This is a genomic window from Pontiella sulfatireligans (genome assembly GCF_900890705.1).
GTDB classification, from domain to species: domain Bacteria; phylum Verrucomicrobiota; class Kiritimatiellia; order Kiritimatiellales; family Pontiellaceae; genus Pontiella; species Pontiella sulfatireligans.
Genome location: NZ_CAAHFH010000001.1, coordinates 3,367,887 through 3,392,508, shown reverse-complemented (window position 1 = coordinate 3,392,508; position 24,622 = coordinate 3,367,887). Strand labels below are relative to the sequence as shown.

Below are 24,622 nucleotides of genomic sequence, written 5' to 3'. Positions count from 1 at the left end.
AACCCTGTTTGTGCTGTTGGGGTAGTTTGCTGCATCCAAACAGCCCAACGTGCTGTTTGTTGCGATCGACGACATTAACGATTGGGTCGGTCCGCTGGGCGGGCATCCGCAGGCCAAGACGCCGAACTTGGATAAATTCTGCGAGGGCGGCGCGATGATCTTTAAGAATGCGGTTTGCGCGGCGCCGATCTGCGGGCCGTCGCGTTCGGCGATTCTTTCGGGGTTCATGCCGAACCGCACCGGCGTGTATGGCAATGGCAGTAACATGATCTATTCCGATCTTGTGAAAACCCACGCCACGCTGCCGGAATATTTTTCGAAGCATGGGTATTACACGCTCTCGAACGGCAAGATTTTCCATAAGCACGGAGCAGAATTCGGGACAGACTTTGGCCATTGGGCATTCGATGAACACGCCCGCGCCCGCCGTTATGTGAAAAACGCCCCTGATAAAAACAAGGTCACCAGCGGCAACGGAACGATCAACGGCGTGAAGAAACCCGAATATAACGGGAAGGCCAAGCTCAGCTGGGGGCCGACCAAATGCGGGTTTGAAGAGATGGTGGACTACAAGGTCGCCGACTGGGGCCGTGAACAGCTCAACCGGGACTATGACCAGCCGTTCTTCATGGCGCTGGGCATCATTAAACCGCATCTGCCATGGAATGTGCCGCAGGAATTTTTTGATCTGTACGATCTTGAAACCATTCAGGTTCCCGAAGTGAAGGCCGATGATCTGGATGACATTCTCACCCCGGCCGGAAAGCGGGAGCACCAGCCTTCCAAGGAATACGAATGGATCAAAAAGCACGGTCTCGAAAAAGAGGCCACGCGGGCCTATCTCGCCAATATCTCTTTTGCCGACGCCTGCCTCGGCGTCATTTTTGATGCACTCGAAAAGAGCAGCCATGCCGACGATACCGTTGTCTTTATCTGGGGCGACCACGGCTGGCATCTCGGTGAAAAGCAACGCTACCTGAAAAACACGCTGTGGTCTGAAACCGCAAAAACGCCGTTTCTCGTTCGGATGCCCGGCATGAAGAGCGCGGTCTATTCCGACCGCACAGTCAGTTTGATCGACATGTATCCCACGCTCGTCAAGTTGTGCGGCCTGCCGGAAAAGGAACTCGACGGCCACGACTTCTCCGCGCTTCTGGCAAACCCGAATGCCGAATGGGATTATCCCGGCGTCACCGTCTCCACGGGCGGCACGTCCGTGATGGGCGAGCGCTGGCACTACATCAGCAACCTCTCCGGCGCGGAAGAACTCTACGACCTCAGCAAGGATCCGATGGAGTGGACCAACCTCGCCAACAATCCGGAACATGCCGAGCTTATTGCAGAGATGAAAAAATGGGTTCCCAAAGAACGCACAGCCGCCAAAAAGATTCATTTCGACAAACAGCCGAACTATGTCGATGCCGACGCCGACCCAAGCATCAAGCCGACGCGCGATCTTAATAAGCTGAAGTAATAACACTCACACCGATGCGGACGCAGACCGCTAGCCGGTTCTCATTTTTCGGCGGTAGTCCCGCGGGGTCATGTGTGTGGCCTGCTTGAAGGCGTGTGTGAGATAGTTATAGGTGGCATAGCCGCAGGCTTCGGCAATGAGCTGCATGGAGAGGTCGGTTTCGGCCAGCAGCTGCCGGGCCTTGTTGATGCGCAAGCGCCGTATCTCATCCCGCGGGGAACGCCCGAACGTCTGAAAGAACTGCCGGTCAAGTGAACGCCGGGCCATGGGTACCGCGCGAAGGATATCGGTCATGGTAATGGATTCGAAGGCATGGTCCCGAATGAATTGAACCACCTGGACCAGCTTGGGGTCCTTCACAGCGAGCGTGTCGGTGGATAGCCGTTCTACGATGCCGAGCGGCGGTATGTAGATTGTATCGCGCGGCACTTTTCCCCCCTGCATCATTCGGTGCAGCAGCTTGGCGGCTTCATAACCGATCTGCTCGGTCGGAGCGTGCAGGCCGGACAGCGTTGGGAAGCATGCGTGCGACATCAACTCGTCATAGCTCCCTCCAAGAACCGCAACATCGTGGGGCACCGAAATGCCGGCCTCCATGCAGCAGTCCACGACGGTGCGGCCGTTGCCGTGCCCCCAGACGAGTATGCCGACGGGCTTGGGCAAAGCGAGGAGCCATTCGGTGAGCCGGGGCATTGGGGAAGGATCGTTTTGGGAAAAATAATATTCGGAGCAAGGAATGTCGTGCTCGGCGAGCGCTTCTTTGAAGGCTTGTCCATACCAGATCGGATTGGGGGTGTGCTGCGAGCCGACATAGGCCACGGTGCGGAAGCCCCGCTCAATGAAGTGTTCGGCCGCCATTTTGGTTCCAATGCGGTCGTCGGTCCGGACACACGGAGCCGAAAAGCCTTCGGTCGGGGTGTCGGCCACATTCACCACCGGCAGGCCCGAGGCCGTTAGCTCGCCGGCCAGGCTGGTGGATGAAACCCGTGCAATTACGCCGTCGCCTTTCCACCCTTTGGGCATAGCGTCGAAGATGTCGGGTGAACTCGGTTTGATCCAGAGATGCCAAGGGCCGACTTCATGGGCGTAGGCGAGGATTCCTTTTACGATCAGCCGCCCCCAGTTGCGCGTCGTGCTGATGAGGATGGCGACCTGCGGAATAGATGCATCTTTCATGTGGCCAAATATCGCATAATGCATGCGCTAAATGAAGCGCAAATTCGAAACGCGCAGAAGCGAACGGTCTTAGCCCAAGTTTCTTATCCAAAAGCGTAAGTCGTCGCGAATCAACGCTCGGGCTTTTTGTGGCACTACAGAGTCGTTATCGTTTCAGTTCCGTTATGCGCGGGGGATGGAAATACGAGACTTACAGAACCCGATACCCTGAACACCGTCGAGAAAAGTGCGATTTAGCCGTTTTCAAACGACCATTTAAGAACCTTTGGTTAGCCGGCAGGACTCTTTTGGTAACGGGGATTCCGCCTAAAGGCGACACTGCATGCCTCTCATCCTCGAAGGCTGGGCGGATACCGCTTTGCATCGTGCATGGCCTGAAGCGCAGCGACCACAACAGGGCGGTCTTCAGGATAGGTGACGCCGAACCATTGGGCGTTTGTGCTGAGCATTTTTACATGCGTTTGTCCGGTGCGGATCATTTCGTCAACAATATCGGGAATATACCATTCCGATTTCATTTCCTGCCCCTGTGCGTTCAGGAAGGCGATGAATTTTTCCTCCAGCGTTTGGAGGAGCGTGGGCATGAAGCCCCAGAAATTCATCGAGCAGATTTCGTCTCCGGTCATGGCGGTGGGGATGTCGCTCTCGAAGTATTCAATGGTGCCTTCTGCATTGGCTCCAATGCGCGTGCGCTCGACGATGCTGGAAAGAAAGCCGTCGGTGGTCGTGCAGACGCCTCGTGAAACGGAACCGTGCGGTGACAGGGTGTTGCGGAGGCGGTAGCCGACCATGTAGCTGTCGGAGGAGGCGGGGGACATCCGGGCAAGTGCATCCACCATCACGCGGTAGGCATCGGCTCCGTAGAAGTCGTCGGCGTTTTGCACGGCAAAGGGTTCTTTGACCAGCCCCCGGCAGGCGAGTACGGCCTGGCCGGTTCCCCAGGGCTTGGTGCGGCCTTCGGGGACGCTGAATCCCCGGGGCAGGTCGCCTAGTTCCTGGAATACATAGTGCACTTCGATGATGCCTTCAAAGAATTGGCTAACCTGTTCCATGAATTCATCGGCAAAGTCTTCGCGGATGATGAACAATACCTTCCGGAAGCCGGCTTTGATGGCATCGTAGATGGAATATTCAAGAAGCGTCTCTCCGTTGGGGCCAACGGGATCCATTTGCTTAAGACCTCCGTAGCGGCTTCCCATTCCGGCGGCCATGATTACAAGGGCGGGCATTGTTGCGACTCCGTTTTATTGTTGCTCAGCTGCATAATACGTATGAAGTTATCACCTTATAGCCGGAGGCGACCTTGTTTTGCAATCACTTGTTAAAACATTTTATTCTGAGGCGCCTATTTCCATTGGGCATAAGCGTCGTCGCCGTGACCGGAAACATCCCGTCGGCCATCTTCGGTGATGAGATTTCCTTGCGGGTCGATGATGACGAGCTTGGGGATGCCGCTCACGTGGAATTTTTCAGCGAGCTCCTTTTTGTGGCTGTCGCCGAAGGGGAGCGCCAGCCACGGCATATCCATTTCCTTCATATAGTTGAACATCGAGTCCTTGTCGCGGTCGGAGCTGACAAACACGATTTCGAACGACTTGCCCTCTTTGGCCAGCCGTTTATGGAACTTCACCAGTTCCGGTGTGAAGGCGCGACAGGGCGGGCACCAGTGGGCGGAAAAGTAGATGCCGATGGTTTTGCCTGACAACGCATCGACCGGCACTCTTTTCTTTTGAGCATTGGTGAGGTTCTTCCCGAACAGGTCATAAATCGCATCCGTGGTTTTGGGAGCAGCTTTCTTCTTTCCGTAAAAGGGGCTGGCCATTTTCGTCGCCAGTTCTTGGTCCTCTTGGATGAGCTTGGATTTGTTGATTTTTTTAACAGATCCGTCGGCGGTCTTTAGATAAACGGTGCCCAGCTGCAGTTCCACGAATTCGGCTTCGAGGGTGGGGCCTGCCGTGGTGGTCCATTTGCGGAGTTCTGCCGAGGCGGTGGCGGTAATCATAAGCGCGATGGCAATGCAGATGTTTCTCATGGTGGTTCTCCTGAGTTTATTCCCCCAAGTAAATCAGCAGCTTGTCCTGGCTTAAAACAACGAGGTCGCCAATGCCGTCGCCGTTTAGGTCGCCGGATTCAACATCGTGGGGCTCGGTGCCGCGCGTTTTGCCCATGTTGGCAAAGTCGGAGGTCAGGTAAACTTCGAACAGCAGTTCCTTCTTCAGTTCGCCGTCCTGTTGGCTGATGAGTTCGATGGTGCGGTTGGCGGCGTCGATGAGGGCGGTCATCGGGCGAGGGGGGGACCCGAGCCGGACAGACTTGGCATAGGCGAGCATTGGGTTTTCCGAGGCGGAGACATATTCGGCGACGGAAACCGCATCGAGCCGCTTGCCGTTGCCCATGATTTCGTTGAGGCCGGTGCGATCGAGCAAAACGATGCTGTCGCGGTCCGGGTTGCGCAGCTGCACCAGACCGAAGATGGTCTGATCGGCGTCCGGGATATGGATCTTGCCCCACTCGTCGCCTTCCTCGGCGAAGCGCACGAGCTCGCCGGCATTGCGGTCGTAGAGCAACGAGCCGGTTGAGCCGTCGAGCAGGCTATAGCCGCAGGAGGCAATCAGTTCGCCACGCGGGTTTTCGGGGTTGAACTGGCGCGTAACTTCATAGCGGTCGCCCATCCACTCGAACCGGCGGGCAATCGGCCCTTGGGCGACGGTGAGTGTGGAGCCGTCGCCGGGGGCGCCGAGGCGGATGTTCGAAAGCGCGAGCGCCTGGGTGAGCGCACGGAACGATTCGCTCGTGAGTTCTTCCAGCCGGCCGTTGCTGAAGAGCTGCATCTTGGGCGTGTCGTAGGCCATGAATAGGATCAGGCCGACCTTGTTTTCCGGGAGCTGGAAGGCGAGCAGTTCGGCGGGGTCGTTCTGCATGTCGAGGGGATAGATGGAAACGGCTTCACCCTTGTTTTCCATGCGTACGAGTTGGAGCTCTTTATCGTCGTTCTTGCAGACAAACCAGCATTCATTGGCGGTTTCGACAGCGCAACCTGCCAGGACGTTGCCTGGTGTTTTCAGGATCGTTGGAAAGCGTTCGATGTCGTCGCCTGCATGCAGGGCGGCAATCTTTTCTTTTTTGCTGACCACGAGGATGTCGCCATTGGCCATGCGGGAGAGGCGGACCGCTTCGGAGAGGGTGTCGATGTGCGCCGGCTCCGGATCGAGGCCGGCTGCTCCACCGGAATAGAGGTGCAGCCGGCTCAGCTCGGGCGCGGCCACAAGCAGGTCGCCGTAGCCATCGTGGTTGAAGTCGCCGGCCAGCCAGGCGGGGGAGGCCTTTTTGTTCGTACCTTCGAGGCCGATGCGTCCGGGCGATACCTCCTGCGCTTCCATGAGCGGGGGCTGTTCCTTGCCTTCGAATCCGTAGATGCGGAAAGCGAGGCGGTTGCGCAGCACCATGCCGATCTGCGGCGGCGCGTTTTCGGTTTGCAGAATGTCCATGTATTGGCGGAGCGGCAGGTCGATCGGCTGTTCGATGCCGTAAAGGCCGTCTCCTTTTCCGTAGCGCACCCGCAACGGGTTGCGCGTGGTGTTGAAGTGGAATGCCAGGTCGGGGATGCCGTCGTTGTTGATGTCGGCAATGTCGCCGTAGAAGCTTTTGTCGGCGGAGAAGGTGAGGGTCTTCTTTTTCAGAAACGGCCGGTCGGCCGCGTTCCAGTGCAGGTCGGCGTCGTCGCGGCGGCAGACGAGGATGTCCTTGAGGCCGTCGCCGTTGAGGTCGCCGGTCTGGATGGTGACCACGGCCGAGGCGTTTTTGATGAAGACGCGCTCCGGCTCGCCGAAGGAGCCGTCCTCCTGCTGGTAGCGCACCTGCAGGCCGATGGCGGTTCCAAAGGTGGCGATGTCCGGGCGTCCATCGTTGTTGAGGTCGTCAACGCGGATGGCCTTGAGCGCCTGATCGACGATCATGCCCTGGTTTTCGAAGCGTTCGTCCAGTTCGGGCAGTTCTTCGGTGGCCTGGGCCTCCGGCTTGCGCACCAGGATTTCGAGCCGCGAGACATGGTTGTTCGCAAAGAGGATATCGTCGAAGCCGTCGCTGTTGATGTCGGTCACGATCAGGCGGGTGGAGCCGTTTTTGAACGTGAAGATTTCCAGCGGCTGGAACCCGAAGTCGCGTGGCGGTTTTGTTTCGCCGGCTAGGGCGCCGGCAGTCAGCAGGCTTGCAGCAAGAAGAGCGGTGAGCTTCGGCATTCGATATTCCTTGTTCAGTATTCGTGGTTCAAGCGGCTGTGCCGCGCTAGTATTTAAGGATGATTCGCTGGTGGAGTCCGCGGGCGTCGGCTTCGGCATATTGATACGAGACGTTGAAGAACGAGGCGATGTGGTCGGTGTCCGGCAGCTTGTTGAGGTCGGGCGGGGGCAGGGCAGAGCCGCTTTTGGCCCAGTTTTGCATAATGAGTCCGGTGTATTCCGGCTTGTTCAGCTCCCGGATGATGACGTCCAGGTTCTTTTTCCAGTCGATGGCGCTGTAGCCAAAGGCGCGCGGCGGCACTTCCTTCCGCAGGCCCTTCACCAGTTCGGTCTGTTCGAAGGATTTCCCGCCGGAAGCGGGGCTGTCTTCGCTGCGGATCACTTGGCGCAGGCCTTCCGGGTGGCCGTAGAGCAAATAGTCGGCGTAGACCGCGAAGGCGATTGGGTTTTCCGGATCGTTATTGTTGACCGTGTAGAGGGTGTGGTCGAGGAAGGGTTCGATTTCAAGGCTCTGGGCCACCTGCGGCTGCAGCGCCGGAGCGGCCAGAGCAGTCTCGAGTCCGGCTTTAAATGCCATGCTGTCCTTGAGGTCGACGGCGATCACCGAAATCTGCCGGGCCGCTTCGGCCACGGAAAAGGAGAGGTACTTGGTTCCAAGATTGGCCAGCAGATCCTGTTCGAGATCAATTCCTGCCTGCTGCTGCACCATGGCCATGATCATGTCGAACTGCGGTTTGACGGCCGGCATGGCGGTGGCCAGCACGTTGGGGATTTCCTGCCAGAAGCGGAGCAGGTTGAATCGGCCGACTTCGAGGGAGGAAATGTTTTCGGGGATGAAGGATACGGTCGGGAGTTCCGCCGGCTCGAAATCGAGTATGGTGAAAATGCCCTTCGACAGATCGGAGACCTGCAGGTTGTTGTCGGCCACCATTTCGTTGTCTTTCAGTTCGATGCGGGTCGAGAATTTGTCGATGCCCAGAAGGCCGAGCGCCTCGAACAGGACTTCGGGGTCGTACATTGCGGGCTGTCCTGCGGCGCCTTGCTTCATGTCTTCAAGAAGGTTGGTCCGGATAAACTGCGCGAGGGGAAGATTCAGGTTGAGCACGGGGTTTCCCTGGGGCTCTTTGATGGACTCTTTCTTGAGCCGGACGATGCATTGCTCGACCCATTCCTTGGTGTAGCCCAGCACGAACGTAGTGCCGACGTGCGCCTGCCATGACGATTCTTCATCCGGCGTTCCGGGGCTGTCGATGTGCTGGATGATCTCCACATCCTGGAAGGTGCTTTTGATGGTTTCGAACGGATCTTCCAGCACGCCGCTGAGTTTCTCGTCGAGGTCAAGGCTGCGATGGAAGTCGGCCGCGCTCATGGCGGCGACAATGTAGGGGTTGTCGTTGTCGAGGTCGAACGCCATAACCACTTCGCCGTTGAGCATTTTCAGCTGTTCGAGCAAAACTTCGTCTTCGGCATCGGTTTCGCCGTCGAACAAAAGCTCTTTCCAGATATCTTCGTCGGGGTTTCCGATAAAGTCCTGAAACAGCGGATCGGCCCATACCTGTCCGATAGACGATTTCTTCAGTTTGGCCCAGAAATCGGCGGTGTTGGAAATTCGGATAGAGGTCGGTGCTTCCGGTGGCGGGAGCTCGATGCGCCCGAGGCCGAACGAGGCCAGCGGGAGGGCGATTAGCAGGGAAAGGGTGACGGGCTTAAGGCAATTCGGCATGGGGGGACTCCTTCTGTTCGGTTGAAAATTTTCCGGGCCGGCGGGGCGGGTCGGGGTAGACAAATCCAGATTCGGGATTGGCGGCGTTGTAGGCGAATGCATCAATGTGGTCGAGGATGTATTTTGCGTGGCGCGCGGGAATGGCAAAGTTCAGACCTTCCATGCTGGGCACGCCCATGTTGATGATGCCGATCACTTGGCCCCGCGCATTGAACAGCGGACCGCCCGAGTTGCCGGGGTTGACGGGGGCGTCGACCTGAAGATAGAGGATGCCGCCAAAGTTGCGGTGCGTCTGGCTGATGACGCCTTCGGTTACGGTGCGCTCGAGGCCGAGCGGGTTGCCGATGGCGAAAATGGTTTCCCCGATGCTCAGCTTTTCCTCCGGCGCAAAGATCACCGGCGTGATTTCCGTGTCGAAATCGTTGAGCTTGAGCACAACGAGGTCGTGAAAGGGCGCCGTCGCCACGATCTCGACGTCTTTATGCACCACGCGCCGCAGAATCTGGTTTTCCTGCAGGAACTGGGTGACGGAAATTTTCTTTTCGCCGGCAATGACGTGGAAGTTGGTGATGAGGTAGCCGTTTTTGTTGATGAAGAAACCGGAACCGAGGCCGGAGGCGGTCTTGACGAGGACGACGGAGGGAGCGTAGAGCTTGGCGGCTTCGGCGGTGGTGATGCGCTCCGGAACCAGTACGGAATAGAGCCCGTTCGTGTCGGTTGGGGTTGGCGCTGCCAGGGACTGGTCTTTGTAGGTGGCGAGGATTTCGTTCTTCGGGATGCGGATCACATCGAAGCCGAGATCCAGCACGGTGGCATCGTCCGCCTGTTTGAGGATGGGGGCCTGTATTTTTGCGCCGCCTTTCAGGACGACGTCCTCGGCGAAGCCGGCTGCTGCCAGCCCTGCTAGAATAAAACAAAGGTAAACTCTCATCGATGATCCTTTAATGCGTAACGGGTAATGCGTAATTCGCAAGAAAACAAACAAAGCTTAGCCTAAGCCGTTGAAGGTGTCAAAATGACAGCCCATTTTTTGGAGGCGTGTTACGGATTGCGCGTTACGCATAAAGCTTACGTACTTCGTCGGCAATCACTTTGACGCCTTTGTGCACGACAGCGTCGTCTTGGGCATAGGTGACGCGGATGCATTCGTGCTTGTGCCTCCAGTCGTCTTTTTCCAGACCCGGGAAAAAATAACTGCCCGGAACGATGAGCGTGCTGCGCGCCTTGAGCCGTTCGTAGAGCTGCGCTGCGGTGCACGGCAGCTCCTGGAACCAGAGCCACAGGAACAGCGCGCCCTCGGGCTTGTGGATGCGGCATGGAAGATCGCCCAATTCCTCGCGGAACCATGCCAGGGTTTGGAGGGCCTTGCGCTGGTAGAACGGTTGAATGAGCTGCTGGCTGATTTTCATGATTTCGCCGGTGCGCACCAGATCGATCGCCAGGCGCGCGCCGAGGCCGCCGGGGGCAAGGTGCATCACGCCGTTGATGTCGCCGATGGCCGAGGCGATTTCTTCGCGGGCAATCACGATACCGGTGCGCAGGTTGGGCAGGCCGAACTTCGACAGGCTCATGCAGACGACCGTGTTGGAATTCCAGATGGGCTTTGCATCGGTGTAGATAATGTCGGGGAAGGGCGTGCCGTAGGCGTTGTCGATGATGAACGGAATGCCCTTTTCTCGTGCGATGGAGTCGAGATGAAGCATCTCCGCATCGGTCAGCACGTTGCCGGTGGGGTTGGTGGGGCGCGAAACGCAGAGGGCGCCAATGTCGTCGCCGATTTCCAGCGCATCAAAATCCACGTGGTATTTAAACAAGCCGTCGTCGAGCAACTCGATGCTCGGACGCCGCGCCGTAAAGAAATCATCACTGAGCCCCGCGTCGGCATAGCCGATGTATTCGGGCGTCAGCGGGAAAAGGATTTTCTTTTTCGAGCCGTCCGGCATCTCCCCGGCAAAGAGATTGAAGAGGCAGAAGAAAGCATTTTGGCTTCCGTTGGTTAGGGCAATGTTTTTCGGGCCGATGTCCCATCCGAAGGTTTCGCGCATCATTGCCGCCAGCGCTTCGATGAAGGCGGCGTTGCCCCGCGAGCCGTCATAGTTGCCGATCATCGTTTCAAAACCTTTCGGTTCTGCGAGGATGGTCTCCATCTGTTTACGAAAGCGGTCCTGCACTTCCGGAATGTGCGCCGGATTGCCTCCGCCGAGCATCAGCATGTCGCCCTTCGCCATCGCCGAGCCCAAATCATCCATCAGTTGGGTGATCCCGGCCTTGCGCGTAAACTTTTCACCAAATTTTGAGAGGTTCATAGGAGGAAGGTAAACGACGGAAGGAGCGGAAGACACGGAAAAAAGGAAGAGGAAAAGGTTTGTAGTCCCGTCTTCAGGCGGCCAGCCCAGCGCGGCCGTTCGTGAAACTGCCTAAAGGCGGGACTACGAACCTTTTCTACCCCGTCGCAACAACGACGGCCCGCTTGGGGGCGGGGTGGCCTTCGATGGTTTTGGTTGGATCGGCCGGGTCGAGGAAGGTGGGGAGCGAGTCGAAGGTCATCCAGTCGGTCGAGCGCTGCTCGTCGGTGGAGGTGGTGTTGATATCGACGGTGCGGATGTCGCGCAGGCCGCAGCGCTTGAGCCAGAGCTCCAGCGTCGGGACGGAGGGGATGAACCAGACGTTGCGCATCTTCGCGTAGCGGCCTTGGGGGATGAGCGAATAGCCCTCGGGGCCGTCGGCCACCAGCGTTTCAATCACGAGTTCGCCGCCGGGGCGCAAGAAGCTCTTGAGGTTGAAGATATGGTCGACCGGCGATTTGCGGTGATACAAAACGCCCATCGAAAAAACGGTGTCGAACGCGCCGGGCGTTTCGGGAACATGTTCGATGCCGAGCGGCAGCACCCACGCGCGGGAATTGTTGATGAAGTTTTTCAGGGCGAAAAACTGGCAGATAAACATCGGGGTGGGGTCAATGCCGACGACGAGTTTGGCGCCTTCGCCGGCCATGCGCCAGCAGTGGTAGCCGTTGCCACAACCGACATCGAGGATGGTGCGGCCTTCCAGCGGTTGGAGGTGTGGCAAGACGCGGTCCCACTTCCAGTCGGAGCGCCATTCGGTGTCGATGTGCACGCCGTGAATGTTGTACGGCCCTTTGCGCCACGGGTGGAAGGCTTGCAGCTGTTCTGTGAGTTCGGGGCAGGCTTCGCCCTCAATGCGCACCTCGTTTTTCAAATCGACCGCTACCCTTTTGAGGGCCGGAAGCTGCGCTAGCGCCTCCTCCCATTGCGGCAGCAGGCCATAGCGTTCGTAGCGCAGACCGTGGGCAATCAGCTCGGGCAGGGCATTGTTCCATGATTCGAGATCGGAGCCTTTGAGCTGTTCGTAAAATTCTGAATAATCAATTTTCATTGTAGGGGCTGGAATTTAAACACAAAGGCACGAAGTGCACGAAGATTCGCGAAGGAAAGCTTGGAAGCCTTTGTGAACTTCGTGTTTAAATTTCATTTAATGGCGAGCATGGACATGAAGTTGAAGCATTGGAACCAGACATCGACTGAGGTGAAGCCGGCGCTGAGCAGGCGTTCGCGGTGGGTTGGGATGGTTTCGGGAACCAATACGTTTTCGAGGGCGGAGCGCTTCTGGCTGATCTCAAGGTCCGAGTAGCCGTGTGCGCGCTTGAAGTCGTGGTGAATGCCGGCGAGCAGTTCGTCGAGATGTTCGTCTTCGAACACCACTTTTTCTGAAAGGATCAACACGCCGCCGGGGCGCATGCCCGCGCAGATTCTTTCCAGCAGCCGGGCGCGCTCTTCCGGCGGGACAAACTGAAGGGTAAAGTTGAGCACGACGACGGATGCATCGGCTATTTCTGTTGCAAGTATATCTCCTTCAATAACTGTCACACCTGCGCAGGTGTGACGGCGCGCAACCGCCTTGCGACAACGCTCCACCATGGCCGGCGAGTTGTCGACCGCGATGATTTGGCAGTTTTCGGCGGTAAGTCCGCGTTCCATCGAAAGCGTGGCGGCGCCGAGCGAGCAACCGAGGTCGTATAGGTTGCTGCCGGGCAGGGCATAGTGTCCGGTCAGCGTTTCAATCATGGTGATGATGGAGCGGTAGCCGGGGACCGAGCGCTCGATCATGTCGGTAAAAACGTCCGCTACCTGCGCGTCGAAGTTGAAATTGGCAATGTTCGCCATCGATTCGGAATAGATTTGGTCTTTGTCCATAGGGGCGGAATGTAGCAGAGCTGGCATGGGACTTGCATTAAAATTCCATCCTGTGACGCTTCCGGCTTAGTAAAATATACCAATTTCGTTTGGATGTTTTTGGCTGGATGTGGTCAACATGAGCACAACTATTAACTCATAGGGTTTTTGATGCGCAGTGCATTCGCTATTTTATCGATTTTGATCCTGATGTCCGCCGGGCGCGCGCATGCGATTGCCGTTGCTGATGAATCAGCGGCGACCAACAGCCCCACTGGCTATGGGTACTCTTTGGATTGGGACTATATCTATCAATATCAAGGCGCGTCATCTGTCGCAGTAGACCATTACTGGATTTTGACCGCAGCGCACGTTGCCGATGACGGCCGGTCGACAACGAACCTGACGATTAATGGCGAACTTTACCGACAGCAGGAAATTGTATTTCATCCTACTGCGGATCTAGCCTTGGTTCGTTATGACAAGCCGTTTCCTGGCTACTATGCGCTGCATGCAGGAGAGATTTCCACTACCGTAGGCTCGGGTAAAAATAAAGTCACCACCTATAATCCTTTGATCATGGCGGGATATGGATATCCGGGAGTGGTGACAGCGACAACATTTACCCAAAGCGGCAGTACAGGGACAAAACGTTGGGGCACCAATAAAGGCTCGGGTTCGACCTCGACGGTTCCCGCCGATATTGGGGGGGGCGTAATTAAGTCGACCATATGTTTTCCAACCACGTTTGATTTGAGCGGCACCGCTTTCGAAGCAGGGGCAAATATTTATGATTCCGGTGGCCCGGTGTTTATCGAGGTGGCTTCCGAATGGGAGCTGACGGGCATCAACTTATATCGCGAAGGTGCGACCTCCCCTTATACTGGGAATTCGGCGGCGATGATTCACGACTACCTCGATTGGATCACGAACAGCATCCCCGACTACGACACGGATATGGACGGCCTGCCGGATTGGTGGGAAGCGCAGTATGGTCCGCTGAGCGCTGGGGATGATGCGGATAAGGACGGCTTTACGAATTATGAAGAGTGGCTGGCGGATTCGGTTCCGAACGACAGCAACTCGTTTTTGCGAGTAACCAATTATTCAACCCCGACAAATGTGACGTTCAGCAGTTCGACCAACCGGAAGTATCAGATTGAGTTCCGCACCAACTTGGTGGAGGGCGTCTGGGAAGAAGAGGGTGGCTGGTTCGCTGGCTCCGCTCCGCAAACCTCGGCGCCGGTTTCGACGCCGACGAGCAACCGGTTCTACCGCGTGCGCGCCAATCTGCCCTGAGGTGCGGCGGGCGTTGATTGCGCCGAGCGGTGGATATCGGCTTGAGGGCGCGCGTTTTTCCGCTAAGCTCTGCGCAAACTATGAAGGATATTCTAAAAAAACTGCGCGAGAAGGCGTGGATGGAGGGCGACCCGGCCAAGGATCATACGGTCGGGCTGGCCGTTTTCGGCACGACGGAAATCCTGATGGGCATCCTCTGCTTTTCCTTGGCGATGCTGTTGCTGGTCGTGGTTTCGGCCTCGGGGCTGCGGGGCATGAAGCCGTCGCATTGCGCCATGGCGATGGGGCTGCTGTTTTTCCTGACGGGCTGGTTCATCGTCATGGGCATGGGCAGCCTCAAGGCGCGGCGGTGGGCGCGCGCGCTACTGGTGGTGGGCGCGTGGGTGTCGGTCTTTCTCGGAACGCTGTCGCTGTCGCTAGTGTTGTATATTCTCCCCGAGGTTTTTGGGTCGCTCACTGATTCGGCGCGGATTCCGCCGACTGTCGCGCTGGGCGTGCTCTACTTTGCGGTGCTGGTGCTGGTGCTCCTGCTGGTGGTCTTTCCGTTGGCGGTCATTGTGTTCAATAGCCTCAAGGGGGTTCAAAACACCTGCGAACGGCTCAACCCCAATCCGTCGTGGACCGACCGTACGCCGCTTCCGCTGCTGACGATGAGTTTTATCTCGGTGCTGGGCAGCCTCACTATTTTGGCCGGCGCCACCACGAACTATACGGTGTTTATCTACGGGCACATTGTTAGCGGTCTCCCCGGCATGGCGGTGATGGCGCTGATCTCGGTGGCGTTCGGCTATGTGGGGAGGGGCGCCTACAGCCGAAAAATGCACGCTTGGTGGGGCGCCTATGCCTTGGTGCTGGTCACCTCCTCTTCTATGATGCTCACTTTTTCAGAGATCGAGATGCCTCTGCTTTACACTCACATGGGTTACTCTGCCGAGCAGGCCGGTTCCGAAGTCTTTCACTTCATAACTCCCGCCATGCTCACCTTGCTGAGTTGCATCTGGGGCGTCATGGCCTGTATTTACCTCGTTTGGGTGCGCGACTGCTTTCTGCCGGAAAAGGACGAGATCGTCGTGAAATCCTACCAGCAGCTCAAGGCCGAGAAAGAAGCCTCCCAGCCTCAGGAATCCACCCGCCCGCGCATGCGTATGGATTAGACTCCGACAGGGGCAATTTTAGCCTTTCATTTTGCCCGCTTTGTATAGATTATCCGTGTATTTACAGCATTTTCCAAAAAGGAACGGTTATGGCGGGAAGACACAAGGGATTGGGGCGCGGCCTGGACGCGCTCATCAAGGACGGAACGGAAGCCAAGCAGCAGGCCACCACCAAGAAGGTTGCGGCCAAAGCGGCTTCGGTTGCAGAAGCGGCCGGCGGCGTGCGCGAAGTGTTGATGTCCAAAGTGGTTGCCAGCCCGTGGCAGCCCCGTTCCGTTTTTGATTCCGAAGCGCTCACCGAGCTGGTCGAATCCGTCAAGATCCACGGCGTACTCCAACCGCTTCTGGTGCGTGCGGTCGGCACCAAGTTCGAGCTGATTGCCGGAGAACGACGCCTCCGCGCCTCGCAGGCCGCAATGCTTAAAAAGGTGCCGGTTATTGTAATCGAAGCCTCCGACGAAAAGGCGCTCGAAATCGCCCTGATCGAAAATCTGCAGCGCGAAGACCTCAACCCCATTGAGGAAGCCGAGGGCTATTCACTGTTACAGAAAAAGTTCAATCTCACTCAGGAAGAGGTGGCCAGGCAGGTCGGCAAGGCCCGCGCTTCCGTGGCCAACGCCCTGCGCCTGCTCGAACTCTCCGACGTTCTTCGCAAATATGTAGCCGAGGGCCTGCTTTCCGTCGGTCACGCCAAGGTGCTGCTTTCGATCGACAGCGACAAAGAGAAGGAGCTGCTCGCCCGCCGTTCCATAAAGGAAGGCCTCTCCGTCCGGGCGCTTGAAAAGGTCGTCAAAAAGTTGAATGCGGCCCCCAAAAAGCCGCGGGCCGAAAAATCCGATCTGCCCGGCGATTATCTGCAGACCCTTACCGACGAACTGCATCAGTTTTTCGGCACCAGCGTCCGTATTTCCCCCTCAAAGACGCTCACGAACGGCCGCAAGGTCAAAGGGTCGCTCGAAATCGACTATCACGACAACGACGAACTCGACCGCCTGCTGACCATCATCGGTTACGCGACCGAACTTTAGCATGAGCGGTCAAACTACAGCCCGCGAGCAGTTGGCGAAAGAATACGACGCCATCCACAACCGACTCTTCGTTCTCCAGATGGTTCTGGTGGCGCTGCTGCTGGCGCTCTACCAGTTTACCGGCGCATCGGCCACGCTGGCCAACAGTCTGGCGGCGCGCTTCGGCGACGGGCTTTGGTGGGCGGCCAATGCATCTTACACGGTGATTTCGGTGTTTGGCTTCTCCGCGTGCATGTTTCCGCTCTCCTACTACAGCGGCCACGTGATTGAGCACCACTACGAGCTGTCCAACGAAACCTTCGGTGAATGGTTGGCCGACTTCGTCAAATCGCTGCTGATCGACCTTGTACTGGCGACGATCCTCTTTTCGGTCATCTATGCCCTGCTGCGCTGGATGCCCAACTTCTGGTGGCTCTTCGCCACGGTCTTCTACATCTTGTTCGGTGTTGTGCTCTCGACGCTCATGCCCGTGGTCATCATGCCGCTGTTCCACAAGTTTGAGCCGCTGGAGGAAGGCGATCTCACCCAGGCTGTCCGCGAAATGATGGAAGAAGCCGGCATCAAGGTCGTCGGCGTCTTCAAGTGGGGCCTGCAGGACAAGACCAACACCGCCAATGCCGCTTTTGCCGGATTCGGGCGCACGAAGCGCATCATCCTCGGCGACACGCTGCTCAGCGGCTACACGCAGGAGGAAATCCTCGCCATTCTCGCACACGAAGTCGGGCATTATAAAAACCGCGACACTCTCCGCTTGATGGTCACCAGTTCCGCGTTGGCGTTGGCCGGCTTCTATATTTCCGATCTCTGCTTGAACGGCCTCTCCGGCTGGCTCGGCTTCGAGAGCATCGCCAACATCGGCGCCGCGCCGCTCTTCATCTTCAGCCTTTTCGTCTTTTCGCTCGTATCGATGCCCTTCGCCAATCTGCACTCGCGCCAGCGCGAGTTTGCCGCCGATGCCTACGCTGTCGAGAAGCTTGGCTCGCACGATGCGTTGGTCTCCGCCTTTGAAAAACTCGCCGATCAAAACCTTTCGAACAAGGAACCGGCGGCTTGGGTGGAGTTCATGCTGCACAGCCATCCCTCCATTTCGCGGCGCATCGAGCGCGCCCGGAGCCAGTAGCCGCCTGCAGCGGAAACGATGGACAACCATCTACAAAGCGATGGACCAGACAGCGGAAAGGGCGCTTTCTTTTCGCCCGAAGCCGTGCGTGGCGTTCCATGGATGGTGCTCAGCAAGCTGGTGCTCTTTTTCGCCTATTTCGGCGTAAGCGTCCTCACGGTCAACGGCCTCGGCAAGGAAAAGTTCGGCGTCTACAGCCTGATGTTCAACATTTCGTCATACCTGCTCATCGCCTGCGGGCTGGGGCTCGGAGCCGCCCTCATGCGCTACGTCCCCGAGCTTGCCGCCCGCCAGAACCGCCATGCGCTGCTCCATCTGATGTGGAAGTCCGCCACGCTCCAGCTTCTTGCGGTGCTGGGCGCCTCGGTGGTGGTGCTGCGCTTTGCCGGGCCGCTGCAGCGCCTCTTCCATGCCGAGCACATCGAGCGCTTCCCGTTCTTTCTCGCGCTGGCCTGCGGGATGACCGGCTTGCTGCTCCTGAAGGACTATGTCGCCACCGTCTTCACCTCCATGTTTAAAACCCGCACGGTGGCGATCCTCTCGATGGTGCAGGGGGCGGTGTGGCTGGCCGGGCTCTACGTTCTGCTCGGCGCCCGCCCGGAAGTGGATACGGTCTTCTTCATACAGATGCTTTCTATCGGGGTCGTCTACGCCGTCGGCGCCGCGCTGCTCTTTCGCCGCGTGACGCAGCTGCCGTGGACCACGCAGGAGTTCGGCATCGGCCGTCGACGGGCGCTCAAGTTTTCCGGCACCGCCATGCTCAGCGCGATTCTGCGCATGGTGATGTTTAAATATTCCGAAGTGTTCTTCCTCGCGGCCGCCGGCGGCGCCACGCTGGCCGGCGTCTACGATCTGGGCTATACACTGCCGTACACCGTGGTCACCTTCATTCCGCTCGCGCTGCTCTCGTTGGCTACCGCCGCCTTTGCGGAAGCCTATGTGAAAGACGCCAGCTGCCTGGGCCGCCTAATCAGCTCCTCCTACAAACTGCTCATGGCCGCTTCGCTTCCCGTCGCCGTTCTCGGCGCGTTTTTTGCCCCGACGGCCTACCACGTCATTTACCGCGGCGAGATGGACGAAGCCGGCTCGCTGGCCTCCGCCTTCTGCCTGCTCCTCTTGCTTCCGCTGGTTTCCATTCCGCTTTCCATGGCACTCAAGGCCAAGGAAAAGGTGCACAACATGCTGCCGATGATGGCCTTTCAGATTGTGGTGAACCTGTTCCTCGACTGGCTGCTCATCGTGCAGCTGCAATGGGGCGTCTGGGGCGGCATCTGGGCCGTGGCGGCCACCTTCTTCCTCACCATCACGCCGCGGATGATGGTGGCCCGCCATATCATTGGCGGGATCTATTTCCCGGCCGCCTTCTTCTTCCGCATGGCGACGGTATTGACGCTGGAGGCGGCGGCTTTCCATTGGGTTGCCGGCCGGCTCCGCCTATTCGAGCGTTTTGAACAGGACTGGATCAACATCGGCCTGCTCTTTGGAATAGGTGCTCTCTACGCAGTGCTTTTTCTTCTGCTCGTCCGCGCGTTTCGCCTGGTTCGCCAGTCCGACATCGCCGACTTCCAGGCCTTGGAGATCAAGCGCCTTAACAAGCTGATGTTCCGCGTTTTTGGGGTTTAGCTTATCCGTTTTTAATGGGGCGGTAGCGGACGCGGTGGGGCGACCAGTTGTCGCCGTTTTGTTTGCGCATGTGTTCCTGAAAAGTCTGGTAGTTGCCTTCGAACCAGATGGCCTCGGAGTTGCCTTCGAAGGCGAGAATGTGGGTGGCCACGCGGTCGAGGAACCAGCGGTCGTGGCTGATCACTACGGCGCAGCCGCCAAAGTTCATCAAGCCTTCTTCTAATGAGCGGAGCGTTGCGACGTCGAGGTCGTTGGTCGGTTCATCGAGCAGGAGCAGGTTGCCGCCGCTGCGCAGCAGCTTGGCGAGATGCACCCGGTTGCGTTCGCCGCCGGAAAGTACGCCGACCTTTTTCTGCTGTTCGGCGCCCTTGAAGTTAAAGCGCGCGCAGTAGGCGCGGCTGCTCATTTCCCGCCCGCCGACTTCGATGGTTTCCTCGCCCTTGGAAATTTCTTCCCAGATGGTCTTGTCGGGATCGAGGTCGTCGCGCAGCTGATCGACGTAGGAAATATCGACGCTGTTGCCGAGCTCCAGGCTTCCGGAGGTCGGAGTTTCCTTGCCGTTGATCATCTTGAACAGCGTCGTCTTTCCGGCGCCGTTGCCACCAATAATGCCGACGATCCCGCCCGGTGGCAGATCAAAGTTGACGCCCTCGAACAGCAGCTGGTCGCCAAAGGCTTTGGAGAGATCCTTGGCCTGCACGACTTTGTTGCCAAGACGGCGTCCGTGCGGGATTTGGATGGAAAGGTTTTCTTCGCGCGTATCGAACTCTTGCGCGGACAGTTCGTCGTAGCGCTTCAGACGCGCCTTGTTTTTGGTGAGGCGGCTCGATGCATTCATGCGCACCCATTCGAGTTCCTGCCTGAGCAGCTTCTTGCGCGAGGCGTTGAGCTTCTGGGATTTTTCGGCAATGGTCTGCTTCTGCTCCAGCCACGCTTCATAGTTGCCCTTGTAGGGGAAGGCGCGCCCGGCATCGAGTTCAAGGATCCATTCGGTCACGTTGGAGAGGAAGTAGCGGTCGTGGGTCACCACAATCAGCGTGCCGGTAAAGCGTTTGAGGTGCTCCTCCAGCCAGCCGACCGATTCCGCATCGAGGTGGTTGGTGGGCTCGTCGAGCAGCAGGACGTCGGGGTTTTGCAGCAGCAGGCGGCAGATGGCCACGCGGCGCTTTTCGCCGCCGGAGAGCACGTCTACGCATTGGTTGCTTTCGGGCAGGCGCAGGGCGTCCATCGCCAGTTCAACATGGCGGTCGAGCTCCCATAGGTTGTTGGCGTCGATCTCTTCCTGAAGATTGGCGACTTCGTTGTTGAGTTTGTCCGACTCCTCGTCGGAAACATCGCCGCCGAGCAGTTCCCATATTTTGTCGTAGCGGTCGAGCTTGGCCTGCTGTTCTTCGACGCCCTCCATCACCACCTCCTTCACGGTCTTTCCGGGGGAGAGCAGAGGCTCCTGTTCGAGATAGCCCATCTTGGTGTTCTTGGCGATGTGGCACTGGCCAATGTATTCGGTGTCGAGCCCGGCCATAATTTTCAGCAGGCTGGACTTGCCCGAACCGTTGCCGCCGATCACGCCGATGCGTGCGCCGAAAAAGAACGACAGGTTGACGTCGGTCAAAATGGTTTTGGCGCCGTGCTGCTTAGTCAGGTCTTCGAGGGTGTAGACATATTCTCCAGCCATTGGGAGCCTCCGCCATTATTCCGGCAACGCGTCGGGCAGCGCCGGGAATGGTTTCCACTCGCCGTTTTTATGTTTTCTGAAGGTGACCTTCATCTCCTTTATGTGTTTGCCGGAATAGTAGCCCACTTGGAAGGCAAGAGGCTTGTCGTCGCCTTCGTAGACGGATTGGCTCGGCATGATGGATGCCCGGGCGCCGGGATACTTCCGTTTAAATACTTGGAGGGCGCGTTCGGCGTTCGGGTACGCCATGATCAACAACGGCTCGGTGGCGGGGTTGTCGATCTTCTGCAGGGCGCGGTAGAACGGTGTGTCCCCGAGCGGGGCGCCGGCTTCGAGCTGTTTTGAAAACGCATCGATAATGACCGGTTCGGCGTTGGGGGATCCCATGGCCATCAGGATTTCTGCGGCGTTGCCCGCGGTTTGCGGGTCGGGATCGCTGACCGCCGCAATGAGCGGCAGCTCCGCTTTCCGGTCAAGACGCTTCAGTTGTTTGGTCGCCAGTTTCAAGTGTTCGGCCATATGGGGGTTTGAGGTCCCTGAGGTTTCTGTATACGACAGTTGGCTGACAAGAAGCGGGATATATTCGCGAGTGGGCATGAACTGCGAGTTGGCCATAACGCGTCGCGCGTCGCTGTCCATCTCTTCCAGTTGGGCGGTTTTGGCTGGGTTCAGTTCAAAGTTGGGGTTGAGCGCAACGACGCCCCCCCAGAGGTCGAGCCGCCAAGAAGGGGCGCCGCGCCAGTTGCCGCGGCCTGCGAACCAGCGCTTTGCTTCGGGGCCGGCCTGGGTTTCGGCCGCTTCCGCCGCTTTATTTGCGCCGGGCTCGCCGATCTGTTCCAAGGCTTGGAGCGCGTGCTCGCGTACGGCGGCATTCGGGTGGGCCGCGGCTTCGAGCAGCGCATCGACCGCATTTCCGCCTTGAGAGGCCAGCTGCTCGATAACGGCGGTGTTGATTAGAATCTTTTTCTTGTCCATCTGGGTTTTCCCAAGCTGGTACCAGACAAAGCCATCGCCGGAAGAGGGGATTTGGTTGACGCCTTCAAGGATGGCCATGCCGCTTTGGCGCACTTTTTCATCGGTGCTGCGCAGGGCTTCTTGCGCAATGGGGATGGACGCGGGGCCAAGCGCAACGAGGGTGGCCACGGCGGGGTTGCGGACATCGTCAGAAATGTCGCCGAGCGCAAGGGCAAGCCCCGGTATAGCGGTTTCGCCGCCGATGCTGCTGAGCGACTGCACGCACGCCAGGCGCAGGGGCTGGCTCATGGACTGCACCTTGGCCGAAAGCGGCTCAACTGCTTTGGCATTGCCAATCTTGCCGAGCGACACGGCCGCGCCAAGGACCGCGGGTTCATATTCATCATCCAGCATTTTGATGAGCGGATCCACGGCTTCGGGAAGGGGGCATTCGCCCAGCGCTTCGGCGGCGATGGCGCGCCCGCGGGGCGTTCCGGCTTCAAGAACGCTGAGAAGGTGCTTTTGCGCCGCCGGGCTGTTGTATTGAGCCAGCGCCCTGATGGCGTTTAGCGCCACTCCCAGATCTTGGTCCACAATCAGGGCGCCGAGCGGTTCGATCGCCTCTTCTGCTTTTAGGGCGCCGAGCGCTTCGGTGGCGGCCAGCCGGATGTCCTGATCGGAGCTGGCATCCGTTGCGCCAACGAGTTTCGATATATTGCCGGCGGCCTGCCACTGCTTCACTGTGTCTGTTGTTGTTTCTCCGCATCCGGAGAGTAATGCAACTAATGCGGCCACGGCCGCTGCTTGAATGAATGTTGCCTGAATTTTCATGAATTTCCTTTTCCCTTCTCTCGTTCCAACGACTGAAACGAAAAGTGCATTTGATAGGAGTAGTAAAATATTGGCAAGGAAATATGTGCGGGGCCGGCGAATCAGGGACAAAAAAAGGGCAGGCTTGAAAGCCTGCCCTGAGCGTGCGCCCCTACGGAAGTTCGGCGGGGAGCGGCGGGGAGGGCTTCCAGTCGCCGAAACCGTCCTTGGCGAAGGTGACCGGGGTTTCCACCAGCTGTGCGTCGGCGATGTAGCCCAGCCGGAAGGTGGTCGGCAGGGTGTAGTCGGCGGAGGTGTCGCGGTTTTCCGCGCTGAGGACGTTGACGCTGGGATATTTGCGCTCGAACACCCGCATGGCGCGGTCGGCGTTGGGGCGCACTTTGAGCAGGACGGGTTCCGCTTCCGGGGCGTCCAGCTTTTGAAGGGCGTTGTAGAAGGGCGAGAGGGAGAGCTCTTCGCCGGCGGCGATCTTTTTCGTCAGCACGCCGATGAGCGGCTCAACGGCGCGTGCGTCGCCGATCTCGCCGAGGATTTCGGCTGCGTGGCCGCCCACGAGCTCATTTGTTCCGATGCTGGCGGCGATGAGGGGCAGCACGCCGGCGTCCCCGGCAGCAATCAACTTGTCTTTGGCTGTCTCCTGGTTGGCTTCTCCCCGGAAGGTGTCGCGCGCTTTTTTCACGATCGGCATGCCGTATGCATCAAAGTCGGGTTCTTCCGGCGGCGGTTTGGTTTGGTCGCCGAGCAGTTCGATGAGCAGCGGGGTGTATGCGTGCGTCGCCGTGAATTGTGGCGAAATAATGACGCGGAAGGCGTTGCGCCCTTGCGATTTCATGGCATCGACCGTTGCGCCGTCGAGTTCGAAAGCGGGGTTGAGCGAGGCCATGGCGGCCCACAGGTCGATGCGCCAGGACGGCGCGCCGTTCCAATCCGTGCGTCCGTCGAACCAGGATTTGCCTTGGGCGCCGGCCATTTGCCCGACGGCTTCAACGGCTTGGGCGGTGCAGGGCTCGCCGAGGGCTTCGACCGCCCGGAAGGCATGCTCGCGGAAATCGGCGACGTTATGTGCGTTGGCTTCAAGCAAGGTTTGAACATCGCCTGTTTGGGCGAGCTCGCGAACCAGCGAGGCGTCGATGGCGTCGGAATTGTCGATGGAAACCTCGGCCAGCTTAAACCAGATGGCGTCGCTTCCTTTGGCTGGAACGGCTTTGAGCCCTTGGAGTACGGCAATGGCGCCTTTGCGGACTACGGTCTTGTTGTCTTTAATTGCCAAAAGGGCGTAGGGGATGGAGACATCGCCGATGGCGACGAGCGATTCGACGGCCGCTTTGCCCACGCCGGCATCTTGGTCGTCCAGTGCGCCGACGAGCCCTTTGGCGGCTTCTTCGCCACCCGTGCTGGCGAGCGACTGCACGCAGATGAGCCGCAGTTCGGCCGAAGAGTCGCTGAGTTTTCCTGCGAGGGGTTTGCTTCCCTTTTCCTCGCCGATCTGCCCGAGCGACGTTGCCGAGGCGAGGGCTACGGCGGCGACGGCGTCATCGAGAGCCATGCCGAGATCTTCAACGCTTCGGGTGGCTTTTAGTGCGCCAAGTCCTGTGGCGGCCGCGAGGCGCGCATCGACGTTGTCGAGCTTGAGCGCGAGAATCAAATGCGTAGAAGCGGGGCCGTTCCCAATTGAGACGAGGGCGTTCACGGAGGCAAGAACTACATCGGGCTCGTCGTCGTCGAACAACGCCGCCAGCGGATCAACCGCAGCTTCGGCCTTTAGTTCGCCGAGTGCTTCAGTGGCGGCCAGACGGACTTCGTATTTAAGGTCGTCGAGGGCGCGGATCAGTTTTGCCACATTGCCGCTGGCTTTCCATTTGGCCACATCATCAACGGTTCGGCTGCATCCGGCCAGCCCCAGCATGAGAACGGCGGCCAGCACCGAGAAAACGGTAAATATTCTTCTGTTCATATCAATTCCCCTTGAATCACTAAACGCTCCTGCTTCCAATGATTGGACGGCACGGCGCACATTATCGAAAGAATGTAGCCGCTACCTCCTGTTCTTTCAAGAGAATACAAGGGCTGCATGAAAAAGGCCGTATGCATTTTATTGCATCCGTCCGTAAAAGGAGCCTTGTTTCTTCCGAGC

General features: G+C 58.3%; 18 protein-coding genes. 6 read left to right on the top strand and 12 right to left on the bottom strand.

Annotation, left to right across the window (positions count from 1 at the left end; all coding sequences use genetic code 11):
• Nucleotides 1-49 precede the first annotated feature (49 nt).
• Nucleotides 50-1,474: a sulfatase gene (locus SCARR_RS11955; RefSeq protein WP_136061804.1), complete on the top strand. Its 1,425-nt coding sequence runs from the start codon at nt 50-52 to the stop codon at nt 1,472-1,474.
• Nucleotides 1,475-1,504: 30 nt separating this feature from the next.
• On the opposite strand, the gene SCARR_RS11950 is transcribed toward SCARR_RS11955, so the two are convergent.
• The 9 genes from SCARR_RS11950 to cmoA all read right to left on the bottom strand — a co-directional run bounded on the left by SCARR_RS11950 (nt 1,505) and on the right by cmoA (nt 12,852).
• Nucleotides 1,505-2,650: an AraC family transcriptional regulator gene (locus tag SCARR_RS11950; RefSeq protein ID WP_168433260.1), complete on the bottom strand. Its 1,146-nt coding sequence runs from the start codon at nt 2,648-2,650 to the stop codon at nt 1,505-1,507.
• A gap of 329 nt (nt 2,651-2,979) precedes the next feature.
• A complete protein-coding gene (locus SCARR_RS11945) occupies nt 2,980-3,879 on the bottom strand; it encodes a nucleotidyltransferase family protein (protein WP_136061802.1) in 900 nt (299 codons plus the stop codon).
• Between the two features lie 116 nt (nt 3,880-3,995).
• Complete coding sequence (locus SCARR_RS11940) at nt 3,996-4,682, bottom strand: thioredoxin family protein (protein WP_136061801.1); 687 nt, start codon at nt 4,680-4,682, stop codon at nt 3,996-3,998.
• 16 nt (nt 4,683-4,698) lie between these two features.
• Nucleotides 4,699-6,888: an FG-GAP-like repeat-containing protein gene (locus SCARR_RS11935; protein ID WP_168433259.1), complete on the bottom strand. Its 2,190-nt coding sequence runs from the start codon at nt 6,886-6,888 to the stop codon at nt 4,699-4,701.
• Nucleotides 6,889-6,934: 46 nt separating this feature from the next.
• Complete coding sequence (locus tag SCARR_RS11930; protein ID WP_136061799.1) at nt 6,935-8,611, bottom strand: hypothetical protein; 1,677 nt, start codon at nt 8,609-8,611, stop codon at nt 6,935-6,937.
• The gene (locus tag SCARR_RS11925) at nt 8,595-9,542 is read right to left on the bottom strand and encodes a S1C family serine protease (protein WP_136061798.1); all 948 of its coding nucleotides are present in this window, start codon (nt 9,540-9,542) and stop codon (nt 8,595-8,597) included. Before SCARR_RS11925 ends, SCARR_RS11930 begins: the two co-directional genes overlap by 17 nt.
• Before the next feature lie 124 nt (nt 9,543-9,666).
• A complete protein-coding gene (locus SCARR_RS11920; RefSeq protein ID WP_136061797.1) occupies nt 9,667-10,917 on the bottom strand; it encodes a valine--pyruvate transaminase in 1,251 nt (416 codons plus the stop codon).
• Between the two features lie 136 nt (nt 10,918-11,053).
• Nucleotides 11,054-12,007, bottom strand: coding sequence for a tRNA 5-methoxyuridine(34)/uridine 5-oxyacetic acid(34) synthase CmoB (gene cmoB, locus SCARR_RS11915; protein WP_136061796.1), 954 nt, complete (start codon nt 12,005-12,007; stop codon nt 11,054-11,056).
• Between the two features lie 92 nt (nt 12,008-12,099).
• Entirely contained in the window at nt 12,100-12,852 is a 753-nt protein-coding gene (gene cmoA, locus SCARR_RS11910; protein ID WP_222846272.1) for a carboxy-S-adenosyl-L-methionine synthase CmoA, read from the bottom strand.
• A gap of 123 nt (nt 12,853-12,975) precedes the next feature.
• Here cmoA and SCARR_RS11905 point away from each other — a divergent pair, with 123 nt between their 5' ends.
• The 5 genes from SCARR_RS11905 (at nt 12,976) to SCARR_RS11885 (ending at nt 19,028) form a co-directional block, all read left to right on the top strand.
• Nucleotides 12,976-14,103: a trypsin-like serine protease gene (locus SCARR_RS11905; RefSeq protein ID WP_136061795.1), complete on the top strand. Its 1,128-nt coding sequence runs from the start codon at nt 12,976-12,978 to the stop codon at nt 14,101-14,103.
• A gap of 80 nt (nt 14,104-14,183) precedes the next feature.
• Entirely contained in the window at nt 14,184-15,257 is a 1,074-nt protein-coding gene (locus tag SCARR_RS11900) for a hypothetical protein (RefSeq protein ID WP_136061794.1), read from the top strand.
• Between the two features lie 89 nt (nt 15,258-15,346).
• Nucleotides 15,347-16,285, top strand: coding sequence for a ParB/RepB/Spo0J family partition protein (locus tag SCARR_RS11895; protein WP_136061793.1), 939 nt, complete (start codon nt 15,347-15,349; stop codon nt 16,283-16,285).
• Between the two features lies 1 nt (nt 16,286).
• Complete coding sequence (locus tag SCARR_RS11890; protein ID WP_136061792.1) at nt 16,287-17,405, top strand: M48 family metallopeptidase; 1,119 nt, start codon at nt 16,287-16,289, stop codon at nt 17,403-17,405.
• 18 nt (nt 17,406-17,423) lie between these two features.
• Nucleotides 17,424-19,028, top strand: a complete 1,605-nt coding sequence (locus tag SCARR_RS11885; protein WP_136061791.1) for an oligosaccharide flippase family protein — start codon at nt 17,424-17,426, stop codon at nt 19,026-19,028.
• 1 nt (nt 19,029) lies between these two features.
• On the opposite strand, the gene ettA is transcribed toward SCARR_RS11885, so the two are convergent.
• The 3 genes from ettA to SCARR_RS11870 form a co-directional block, all read right to left on the bottom strand.
• Complete coding sequence (gene ettA, locus SCARR_RS11880; protein ID WP_136061790.1) at nt 19,030-20,703, bottom strand: energy-dependent translational throttle protein EttA; 1,674 nt, start codon at nt 20,701-20,703, stop codon at nt 19,030-19,032.
• A 15-nt stretch (nt 20,704-20,718) separates the two neighbouring features.
• Nucleotides 20,719-22,488: a HEAT repeat domain-containing protein gene (locus tag SCARR_RS11875; RefSeq protein WP_136061789.1), complete on the bottom strand. Its 1,770-nt coding sequence runs from the start codon at nt 22,486-22,488 to the stop codon at nt 20,719-20,721.
• 151 nt (nt 22,489-22,639) lie between these two features.
• A complete protein-coding gene (locus SCARR_RS11870; protein WP_136061788.1) occupies nt 22,640-24,442 on the bottom strand; it encodes a HEAT repeat domain-containing protein in 1,803 nt (600 codons plus the stop codon).
• Nucleotides 24,443-24,622: the final 180 nt, after the last annotated feature.

Excerpts from the sequence above, each read along its gene's own strand:
- SCARR_RS11890 (WP_136061792.1), top strand. The coding sequence starts at position 16,287 with ATGAGCGGTCAAACTACAGCCCGCGAGCAGTTGGCGAAAGAATACGAC.
- SCARR_RS11945 (WP_136061802.1), bottom strand. The coding sequence starts at position 3,879 with ATGCCCGCCCTTGTAATCATGGCCGCCGGAATGGGAAGCCGCTACGGA.
- SCARR_RS11930 (WP_136061799.1), bottom strand. The coding sequence starts at position 8,611 with ATGCCGAATTGCCTTAAGCCCGTCACCCTTTCCCTGCTAATCGCCCTC.
- SCARR_RS11895 (WP_136061793.1), top strand. The coding sequence starts at position 15,347 with ATGGCGGGAAGACACAAGGGATTGGGGCGCGGCCTGGACGCGCTCATC.
- SCARR_RS11920 (WP_136061797.1), bottom strand. The coding sequence starts at position 10,917 with ATGAACCTCTCAAAATTTGGTGAAAAGTTTACGCGCAAGGCCGGGATC.
- SCARR_RS11940 (WP_136061801.1), bottom strand. The coding sequence starts at position 4,682 with ATGAGAAACATCTGCATTGCCATCGCGCTTATGATTACCGCCACCGCC.
- SCARR_RS11900 (WP_136061794.1), top strand. The coding sequence starts at position 14,184 with ATGAAGGATATTCTAAAAAAACTGCGCGAGAAGGCGTGGATGGAGGGC.
- ettA (WP_136061790.1), bottom strand. The coding sequence starts at position 20,703 with ATGGCTGGAGAATATGTCTACACCCTCGAAGACCTGACTAAGCAGCAC.
- SCARR_RS11935 (WP_168433259.1), bottom strand. The coding sequence starts at position 6,888 with ATGCCGAAGCTCACCGCTCTTCTTGCTGCAAGCCTGCTGACTGCCGGC.
- cmoA (WP_222846272.1), bottom strand. The coding sequence starts at position 12,852 with ATGCCAGCTCTGCTACATTCCGCCCCTATGGACAAAGACCAAATCTAT.
- SCARR_RS11885 (WP_136061791.1), top strand. The coding sequence starts at position 17,424 with ATGGACAACCATCTACAAAGCGATGGACCAGACAGCGGAAAGGGCGCT.
- cmoB (WP_136061796.1), bottom strand. The coding sequence starts at position 12,007 with ATGAAAATTGATTATTCAGAATTTTACGAACAGCTCAAAGGCTCCGAT.
- SCARR_RS11870 (WP_136061788.1), bottom strand. The coding sequence starts at position 24,442 with ATGAACAGAAGAATATTTACCGTTTTCTCGGTGCTGGCCGCCGTTCTC.
- SCARR_RS11925 (WP_136061798.1), bottom strand. The coding sequence starts at position 9,542 with ATGAGAGTTTACCTTTGTTTTATTCTAGCAGGGCTGGCAGCAGCCGGC.
- SCARR_RS11950 (WP_168433260.1), bottom strand. The coding sequence starts at position 2,650 with ATGAAAGATGCATCTATTCCGCAGGTCGCCATCCTCATCAGCACGACG.
- SCARR_RS11905 (WP_136061795.1), top strand. The coding sequence starts at position 12,976 with ATGCGCAGTGCATTCGCTATTTTATCGATTTTGATCCTGATGTCCGCC.
- SCARR_RS11875 (WP_136061789.1), bottom strand. The coding sequence starts at position 22,488 with ATGAAAATTCAGGCAACATTCATTCAAGCAGCGGCCGTGGCCGCATTA.